Source organism: Actinoplanes rectilineatus (assembly GCF_000962825.1).
In the GTDB taxonomy this organism is placed as follows: domain Bacteria; phylum Actinomycetota; class Actinomycetes; order Mycobacteriales; family Micromonosporaceae; genus Actinoplanes; species Actinoplanes rectilineatus.
Window position 1 is genome coordinate 1 of record NZ_JZKF01000157.1, and the last position, 8685, is coordinate 8685.

The following is an 8685-nucleotide window of genomic DNA, read 5'->3' on the forward strand; positions in this document are numbered from 1 at the left end:
CCGCCCTCTCTGGTTTGCTCAGCTCGTCAGCTCGTCAGCTCGTCAGCTCGTCAGCTCGTCAGCTCGTCAGCTCGTCAGCTCGTCAGCTCGTCAGCTCGTTGCCTGCTGGCTCGCGGTCGGCCGTCCGTCGATTTCGCGTCTGTCCGTGGGTTGGTCCGCCGGTCGCCCATGCGTCGGTTCGCCCCCCACGGCGTCGGCAAGCTGGCACCCATCACTCGGTTGAACAACCTGGCTGGGCGTCGCAGGTCTGCCTTGTGCCGGTTCGTGGTTTGATCGGAGTCGGGTTCCGGCCGCGTTGGTCAAGGCAGGTGGGTGTCGCTTTCGTCCGTTGAGCGCGGGCGAATTTGCCGCTCAGCCACTGCTGGCTCGAGCTTGGGTCGGTTCCTCCGAGCCGGCCCGGTTTCGTCGGCCAGGTTTGGCGCGGATTTTGTAGCTCGGCCGGTGTCCGCTCCCGCTCGTGCCGGTCGATCAGGTGAGTGCTGGCTCGTCGGTCGGGTCCGCAGGGCTTCACGACCTGATTGGTGTCAGCTCCCGCTCGTAGGTCTGGCCAACCAGCTCTGCGCCGAAGCTCTGATGCTTCTCCTCGGCGACCAGCTGAAATCCGCGCTTGAGGTAGATGTGCCGAGCCGCCACCAGCGGGTCGTTGGTCCACAGGCGCATCCGGGAATATCCGGCCTGCTCTGCGAACTCGAGACACCTGTCCACGAGACGCCCACCGAGCCCCGACCCGCGCGCGTCCGGATGCACCAGCAGGATCCGCAGCTGCGCGGTCCCGCCATCGGTCCCGCCGCCGGTCCCACCGCCGGTCCCGCCCTCAGCTGCGCCGCCATCGACGCAGAAGACGCACCCGACACGCCGTCCGTCGGCCTCGGCGATCCATGCGGCCTCCCGCTGCGGGTCGTGACTCCCCGCGTAGTCCGCCACGATCCGCGCCACCAGCGCCTCGAAGGCGGTGCCCCACCCGAACTCGTTCGCATAGACCTCGCCGTGCGCCTGCACCACCCAGCCGAGGTCGCCCGGCTCGCCCAGTGCCCGGATCGTCACGTCCATGGCGATCACCTCCCGTTACTGAAACAGTCGTTTCAGTTGGCATACTAGCCCGATGGTCGAACCGTCCACAACACCCTCGCCGAGGCGCTCCGAACTGCTGGAACTCGCCTACGACTACGTAGGACGCCACGGCCTGGCAGCCCTGTCGCTCCGCCCGCTGGCTGCCGAGATCGGCTCCAGCCCCCGAGTCCTGCTCTTCCTTTTCGGGAGTAAGGAGGGCCTGATCCGGGAGCTGCTGGCCCGCGCCCGCGCGGACGAGCTGGCCATGCTGCGCAGGCTGGGCACTCACGCCTCGTCCGATGCGGGCGGCGGGGAACCGCTGCCCGGCGAGCGGTTGCCGCAGCCCGACCTTCTGGCGGTCACCGCCGAGCAGATCTGGCTCTGGCTCAGCGATCCGGCACATCGATCCGTACTCGTCCTTTGGACCGAGGCCTACGGACAGTCGCTGGCCGACCCTGCCGGTCCGTGGTCGGGCTTCGCCGCCTCGACCGTCACCGACTGGCTCACCATGCTTGCCGACTCCCAGCCCGATGCGGAGCGGCACACCCCGGAGGGCCTGGCTCGTCGCACCGCCGTCCTCGCTGTTCTCCGCGGCGCGATGCTCGACCTGTTGGCCACCGGCGACCACACTCGTGTCACCGACGCCGTGCTCCAGTGCCTCCATGCCGTCACACCAGCCCGGCATCGTGGGTGAGTAGAGCTATCTGCACCCGGTTGTTCACCGTCAACTTGATGAGTAGCCGCGACACGTGTCCCTTCACCGTCGGAACACCCATCCGCAGTTCGGCGGAGATCTCCGCATTGGAGCAACCCCGGCCGATCAGCACCGCCACCTCGACCTCTCGATCGGTGAGCACGGCCAGCCGCTTCCGGGCCAGTGCCTGCCGGTTGCCCGCAGCCGGGTCGGCGACATGGTCGATCAGCCTCCGGATCACCATGGGGGAGAGCATCGCTGCCCCGGCCGCGACGGTCCGCACCGCGGAAAGGATCTCCAGGGGCGGCGTGTCCTTGAGCAGGAACCCGCTTGCCCCGCCGCGGAGGGCCTCCAGCACGTACTCGTCCGCGTCGAACGTGGTCAGCACGATGATCTGTGGCGCCTCTGCTCGGCTGCGGATGCGCCTCGTCGCGATCAGCCCGTCCACCCGGGGCATCCGGATGTCCATCAGCACGATGTCCGGCCAGTGCGCGTCCACGATCTTCACCGCTTCTGCTCCGTCCTCCGCCTCGCCGACCACCTCGATGTCCGGCGAGCCGCCCACCAGGATGCGGAGACCTGCCCGGACCAGGGCATCGTCATCCACGATCGCCAAGCGGATCGGCCGTCCAGCGCCGTCCTGACCTCGACGGTCGCCATGACGGGCGGCCTGTTGACCGCGCCCATCGGTGATCGGCTGGTCCTTGCCGGTCGGCTTGCGGTTCACGCCCGCGGCACCGTCGTCCACCGTGTCACTCACGCCGGCCACGGCAGCTCCGCCTCCAGCCGGAACTCACCGTCGTCCGTGGTGTACCGGACATCGCCGCCGGCGAGCCCCACCCGTTCACGGATGCCGACCAGGCCCAGCCCGTTGCCGGTGGACGGTGCTTCGGGCGTACCGGAAAAGGGGTTGATGACGGTGATCCGCAGACCGTGACCGGCCTCGCCGGCAACGCGCACCCGCGCGGCAGGCCCCGATCCGTGCTTGCGGGCGTTGGTGAGTCCCTCCTGCACGATCCGGTAGGCCGCACGTCCCAGGACCACCGGTGGTCCGTCGGCCGGCACCCCGTTGGTGTAGTCGACTGTCATCCCCGCCTCCCGGGCGCTCTCCACCAGATCGTTCATGTCGGCCAGGCCCGGTTGTGGTGGCTCCGGCCGTGCGCTCTGCGCCCCCACCACGGCGCGAAGCTCCTCCAGCGCCTCGTGGGCACTGGTCCGGATCGCGGCCGAGGCGATCGACAACTCCTCCGGCGTCACCTGCCCGCGGACCTCCAAAGCGCCGGCATGCAGGCTGATCAGCGACATGCGGTGAGCTATCACGTCGTGCATCTCGCGGGAGATCCGGGCGCGTTCGGTCAGGCGTGCTCGGTCCTCGCGGAGTTCCTGCTCGGCCTCGAGCCTGGCCGCACGCTCCCGCAGTGACGTCGTGAGCTCGCGGTAGGACTGGATGAAGAAACCCCACCCGAGCGCGGACCCGGTGACGAAGATGCGGACCAGGGCATCGATCCAGGCGTCATAGGGCGGGTCGCCTTGCAGGAAGTAGTAGAGAAGGCCGGTGACGACGTTGACGACGCCGAGGATGAGCACCGATCGTGGCCTGCAACGCACCGCCGCGGTGAACAGGGCCACCGCGATCGCCCCGCCCACGGCTACCGAGATCCCCCCGAACGGCACCAGGGCCGTAGCCAGGACGAAGGGGTGACGCCGGCGAACCACCAGAGCCAGCGCGCCCAACAACCCGATGAGCAGGTCGACCTGCCATGGGAGGAACGCGCCGGGCGCCTGAGCGTCACCGACCTTGACCATCATCGACCCGTAGCCGAAGGCCAGCACGATCGCGATGCCGCCGATCAGCCGATTGCGCGTGGCGGTGCCACGGTTGTCGGGCACCAGCGAGGGGAGTTGCATGCGGCAAGAGTAGGAGGGCGGACTCGCCCGGTGGGACCTACCAAAGTAGGGTCACTGACCCTTCTTGAGAAGGGTGTGGGCCGGCACCGCCGTGGTGGATCGTCGCGGCATGCGATTCCTCCCCGCCGTTATCCTCCCGATCGTCTGGGCCGTGCTGTCCGCCTGGTGGACGCCGCGCGGCCCGCTTACCAACGCCGAGGCTCTCTGGTCGATTGCGATCAGCGCCGGGGTCGGCGTCCTGGCCGGCCGGGCGGTCCGATCTCGCTGGGTGATCCTCTCAACCCCTCTGCTGTACGCGTTGACGCTCGAACTGGCCAGGCTGCGGGTGTCCGGTCCCTCCGTGGACATGCCGCAACCCACTTCGTTCGGCTTTCTCGCCCTGGTCACCGGCCGTGGCGTTCACGGTCTGCTCACCTTGCTTCCACTGGTTCTCGGCGTGATGCTCGGCAACGGCCTGCGGCGCCGGTGGAAGCAGGTGGCCGTGGTCGTTCCTCTCCTGGCCGTCGCCGTGGTCGTCGCGATTCCGGCACGCACAGCCCCGATTCCCGGTGGAGTCGCCGAACTGGCCATGGTCTCGGCCGGTGATCACGAGCTGGGCGTGATGATCCGCGGGCGGGACGAGAGCGCACCCGTCCTGCTGTTCGTCCCGGGCACCCCCGGTGGCTCGGAGAAGGCGGCGATGCGCCGTCACCTGGCTGGGCTCGAGAAACACTTCGTGGTCGCCACGCTGGACCGGCGTGGTGGGGGAGCGTCCTACCAGGCACTGGACCCGACGGTCACCGTGACTCTCGATGATGCGGTCGCCGACGTGACGGCGGTGACCGATCATCTGCGCGGGCGATTCCGGCAGGAACGGATCGTCATGCTGGCCTTCTCCGGAGGTTCGATCCTCGGAGCGCTCGCGGTCAAGCAGCATCCGGAGAAGTATCGCGCCTACGTCGGTACCGGACAGGCTGTCGACCTGGAAGCCAGCGACCAGATCTTCTACGACGACATCCTGGCCTGGGCACGTGCCGGTGGCCGTGCCGAGGTTGCCGACCAGCTCGCCGCGCAGGGGCGACCACCCTATGCGGACTTCTGGTCCTACGAGCCGTTCATGCTCTACGAGAACCAGGTGTACGACCAGGGCGACCCGGTCCTCGAGATCTCGGCGGACGAGCTCACGCTGCTGGAGAAGGCCCACACCATGGTCGCGATCATGGACACCTGGTCGGCGCTGTACCCCCGCATGCAGGACACCGACCTGCGCCGTGACGTGACAAGTCTGGAAGTACCGGCCTACTTCATCCAGGGAGGCAACGAGATGCGCGGTCTCAGCGAGGTGTTCGCCGAGTGGTATCCGGCGCTGGTGGCCCCCGACAAACGCCTGATCACCATCCCGGGCGCGGGACATCGGGCGATGTTCGAGCGTCCCGACGTCCTCGTCGCCACCCTGGCCGAACTCTTCCCCCGCCGATGACCCCCGTCGACCGGTCAGGCCAGCGCCAGCCCCGGATCCGGGTCGGGATCCGCGGCCGGGGCCGGGATCCGATATTCCTCGGTCAGCGTCGTCATCGGCCCCGGCCAGGTCGCCTGCGCCACCTCGATCGGTTTCCGCGTCTCGTCGAAGGCAACATGCAGCAGATGCAGTACCGGGGTGTCCGGCCGGATCTGCAGGATCTCCGCCTCCTCGCGACTCGGCTGCCGGGCGCTGATGGTGTCGGTCGCCGAGTCGTACCGGCGGTTCAGCACGTCCTCCGCCTCCTGATAGAGCGGACGCCCGAATGCCTCCATCCGTTCCAGCGAGGTGCCACTCACGTCGTGCACCCGGAACCAGGAGGCACCGACCTCCACGGTTGCGTCGTCGGCGCGCACCAGATGCCGCCGCACCAGCAACTCCGTGCCGTCCCGCACACCGAACGCGTCCGCGACCTCCGGCGGGGCCGGCTCCCGGCCGACTGCGGTGAGCTGCTGGCGATAGCGGGCCGCCAGATCGGCGTGATACCCGCGGTGGCTGCCATACCGGCCACGGGACAGGCGGTTGAGCCGCCGCCGAGTGCCACGGACGTAGGTGCCGGAACCCGGCTTGGTGATCAGGATGCCCTCGACCCGCAGCTGGTCGACGGTGCGTTGCACGGTCTGCTTCGCCACTCCGAACATTTCCGCCATGGCCGGGATGGACGGCAGCCGCTCACCGGGTTGCCAGTCTCCGCGCCGGATACGTTCACGTAGCTGAGCCGCGATCTGCCGATGCGGAAACTCGGCAGCGCCCGGGTTGATTGCCATGCTGACCTCCGAACCCTCTAGCTAGGTTCCTAGGATGCGGCAGATGCAGTGCTCCATGTCGGCGACACACCGAGAAGTCGACGGTTCCCCATGCTCGAAAGCGTCGAAGCCGAGTGCTGACGGCCTGACTGACGACATCTAAGCCACCTCCAAGCCCGAGCGCCGTCCGTGTGCCAGAGGTCTGTTGGTGGAGGAGGTGAGGCATAACGACGAGGTTTTCCGCAGGACGGGGAGTCGCGACGGGAACGTCAGGATGTCTCTACCTCTGGAGGCGTCGAGGGTGGTGCTTCGCGAGGGTCGTGCTTCGCGAGGGGTTCGTCCCCAGTGGTGAGGCGCTTTCGACGTTGACCAGTGCGTCGGCTTCGCGGTCCTCGGGGTTCGGGCGCTGGTGTGTGGTGGTGCGGTCCCGGATCAGGCCGGGACCGCGACCCCGTTCACCAGGAGCCGGCAGTCGGGCCGGCCGAGCCGCCGCGACGGCGCAGGTATTTCTCGAACTCGCTGGCGATCTCGTCGCCCGTGAGGGGCTGGATGCCCGCGTCACCGACGCGCTCCTCGAGCTCGCGCACATATTCGCCGAGTTCGGCGTCCTGCTCGGCGGCGGCGCGGACGCGCTTCTCCCACTCGTCGGCCTGCTCGGCGAGATCGGCCATCGGCACCGGCAGGTCGAGAACGTCCTCGATGCGGCTGAGCAGGGCGAGCGTCGCTTTCGGGCAGGGCGGGTTGTTCGCGTAGTGCGGGACGTGCACCCAGAACGACAGCGCGTCGAGCTCGGCGCGACTGCCCGCCTCCTGCAGGACACCGACTATGCCGGTGGGGCCGTCGTAGCGGGTGGGGACGACCTTGTACTTCTCGGCCATCTCGGGGTCGGACGCGCTGCCACTGATCGGAAGCGGGCGGGTGTAGGGCACGTCGGCCAGCAGGGCGCCGAGCAGGACGATGCGGTTGACCTCGAGACTGTGGCAGATCTCCAGGACCGACTCGCAGAAGGTGCGCCAGCGCATGCTCGGCTCGATGCCGCGGATCAGGACCACGTCACGGTCGGCGCCGGGCGGACTGGCCACCGTGAACCGGGTGGTCGGCCACTCGATCTTGCGGGTCTCGCCCTCGGCCATGGTGATGGTGGGCCGGCTGACCTGGAAGTCGTAGAAGTCCTCGGGATCGATGCTGGTGACCTCACGGGCCTGCCAGACCTGCTCGAGGTGTTCCACGGCCGCGGTCGAAGCATCCGCAGCATCGTTCCACCCCTCGAAGGCGGCGATGGCCACGGGAGAGCGGAGCAGCGGGAGGCCGTCGAACTCAGTCATGGGAGACAGCCTACGTGCGGGGTCCGACACGCACCCGGCGGCCGCGCTCGGCGTGCCGTCCCACAGGCCGGACGGAGACCGCGATCACAGCCTCGTCCGCCCGGGGAAACCCGCCTTTGCGTGCTCTGAGCGCCTTACTCGTTCTTCGTCGACGGTACGCCCACCGACCCCGAAACCGTCTGCCCCAGCCGGCCCATGCCCCCGCCGCCGAAACCGTCCGCCTGGTCCGCCTGGTCCGCCCGGTGGCGTCGGGGTGGAGTCAGTAACCGGCGGTGCTGGCGGGTGATCCCGGCGATGCCGCGTTTCCGCATGATCCACTCGTCGTCGAGGGTTCTCGTGTTCGCGGGTTTCGGCACCACCGCGGGACTGTGGCGCTCGGGCTGGTTCCTACGCCAGAGCGGCTGCGAATACGGTTTGGAAGCGGGCCACGAAAGCCTTCTCCGCCGAGGTCCACGCCAACACCTCGGTGGGCGGGGGTCCGGAGATCACGGGTGGCCCGTTGGAGGCGCGTGCGGTCCAGAAGTACTCGTTGCGTACCAGGCGTTCGTGGACGGCGTCCATGAGTCGAGCGCGTTGAGCTGCGGAAAGTCGGTAGGCGTCGGCCAAGACGCGGACCTGATGCGCTTGGCTCGCCACGTATCCTCGTGTCGGCTTTGACGAGATGCACCAGGACCAGGCCATGTAGGCGACGTCGTCGAGGGGGTCACCGGCGGAGGCGAAGTCGAAGTCGATGAAAGCGACCGGTCGGCCGTGACGGAAGACGGTGTTGTTCGGCCCTGCGTCGTTGTGGCAGATCACCGGTCCGCCGCCGAGGCGTTCGGCGAGAGCCTGGCTCGCCTCATGGAAGCGGCGCAGCAGCGAGCCGGCAGCCGCGACCTGGTCGTCGGTCAGTGCGCGCCACTTCGCAGGGACATCACCCGGCAGGAACTCCAGGATGTCCCGGTCGAGTTCGTCGCGGCCGAGATGCTGCGGGACGCCGTCGAAGCCGGCCTGAGCAAAGTGCAGCAACAGCGTCCGTGTGAAAGCCGACTTCGGTCGTCGCACCGTCTGACCGATCTTGACGATGCCGGGGGTCAACCGGCCGCCACCCAGAATCATTTCGGACGGGTCCGCTTCCTCACCGGCGACCACTCGCTCAGCCTATGCGCACTGGCCGCTGCCGAGGCGACCTCCATGGTCGACCCGTGGCGCGGACAGATCCTGAAGACGTGAGCTGACCGGGCTAGACACCTAATCGCAGTCAGGGTCTGTCTCTGTGGTGATTTCGGGCGCTCAGCACGCCCGAATTCACCACACTCACAACAGCGTGGTGATTTCGGGCGTCCAGCGCGCCCGTATTCACCACACTCACAACAGCGTGGTGACTTGGGGCGTCCAGCGCGCCCGTATTCACCACACCGCCACGGGTGTGGTGACTTCGGGCGTCCAGCGCGCCCGAAATCACCACGCGGACGGGCTTCGCAC

General features: G+C 68.4%; 10 protein-coding genes. 2 read left to right on the forward strand and 8 right to left on the reverse strand.

What is annotated here, in order from left to right; translation table 11 throughout:
* Nucleotides 1-507 precede the first annotated feature (507 nt).
* On the reverse strand, nucleotides 508-1050 hold the full coding sequence (locus WH85_RS45195; protein ID WP_045748396.1) for a GNAT family N-acetyltransferase: 543 nt from the start codon (nucleotides 1048-1050) through the stop codon (nucleotides 508-510).
* A gap of 52 nt (nucleotides 1051-1102) precedes the next feature.
* On the opposite strand from WH85_RS45195, the gene WH85_RS45200 reads away from it, so the two are divergent.
* Nucleotides 1103-1744 (forward strand): TetR family transcriptional regulator, encoded by a 642-nt coding sequence (locus WH85_RS45200; protein ID WP_045748397.1) that lies wholly within the window; start codon nucleotides 1103-1105, stop codon nucleotides 1742-1744.
* On the opposite strand, the gene WH85_RS45205 is transcribed toward WH85_RS45200, so the two are convergent.
* Entirely contained in the window at nucleotides 1719-2504 is a 786-nt protein-coding gene (locus tag WH85_RS45205) for a response regulator transcription factor (protein ID WP_425394700.1), read from the reverse strand. The two genes, WH85_RS45200 and WH85_RS45205, sit on opposite strands and share 26 nt — an antisense overlap.
* Entirely contained in the window at nucleotides 2501-3652 is a 1152-nt protein-coding gene (locus WH85_RS45210) for a sensor histidine kinase (protein ID WP_045748398.1), read from the reverse strand. Before WH85_RS45210 ends, WH85_RS45205 begins: the two co-directional genes overlap by 4 nt.
* A gap of 109 nt (nucleotides 3653-3761) precedes the next feature.
* On the opposite strand from WH85_RS45210, the gene WH85_RS45215 reads away from it, so the two are divergent.
* Complete coding sequence (locus WH85_RS45215; protein WP_045748403.1) at nucleotides 3762-5111, forward strand: alpha/beta fold hydrolase; 1350 nt, start codon at nucleotides 3762-3764, stop codon at nucleotides 5109-5111.
* A 14-nt stretch (nucleotides 5112-5125) separates the two neighbouring features.
* On the opposite strand, the gene WH85_RS45220 is transcribed toward WH85_RS45215, so the two are convergent.
* The 5 genes from WH85_RS45220 to WH85_RS52620 all read right to left on the reverse strand — a co-directional run.
* A complete protein-coding gene (locus WH85_RS45220; protein ID WP_045748399.1) occupies nucleotides 5126-5917 on the reverse strand; it encodes a GntR family transcriptional regulator in 792 nt (263 codons plus the stop codon).
* 434 nt (nucleotides 5918-6351) lie between these two features.
* Nucleotides 6352-7221 (reverse strand): PAC2 family protein, encoded by an 870-nt coding sequence (locus tag WH85_RS45225; RefSeq protein ID WP_045748400.1) that lies wholly within the window; start codon nucleotides 7219-7221, stop codon nucleotides 6352-6354.
* Between the two features lie 134 nt (nucleotides 7222-7355).
* Complete coding sequence (locus WH85_RS45230; protein WP_045748401.1) at nucleotides 7356-7580, reverse strand: hypothetical protein; 225 nt, start codon at nucleotides 7578-7580, stop codon at nucleotides 7356-7358.
* A gap of 28 nt (nucleotides 7581-7608) precedes the next feature.
* Entirely contained in the window at nucleotides 7609-8352 is a 744-nt protein-coding gene (locus WH85_RS45235) for a phosphotransferase (protein WP_211275650.1), read from the reverse strand.
* A gap of 109 nt (nucleotides 8353-8461) precedes the next feature.
* A partial coding sequence (locus tag WH85_RS52620; protein WP_211275651.1) for a hypothetical protein occupies nucleotides 8462-8685 on the reverse strand: 224 nt, incomplete at its 5' end.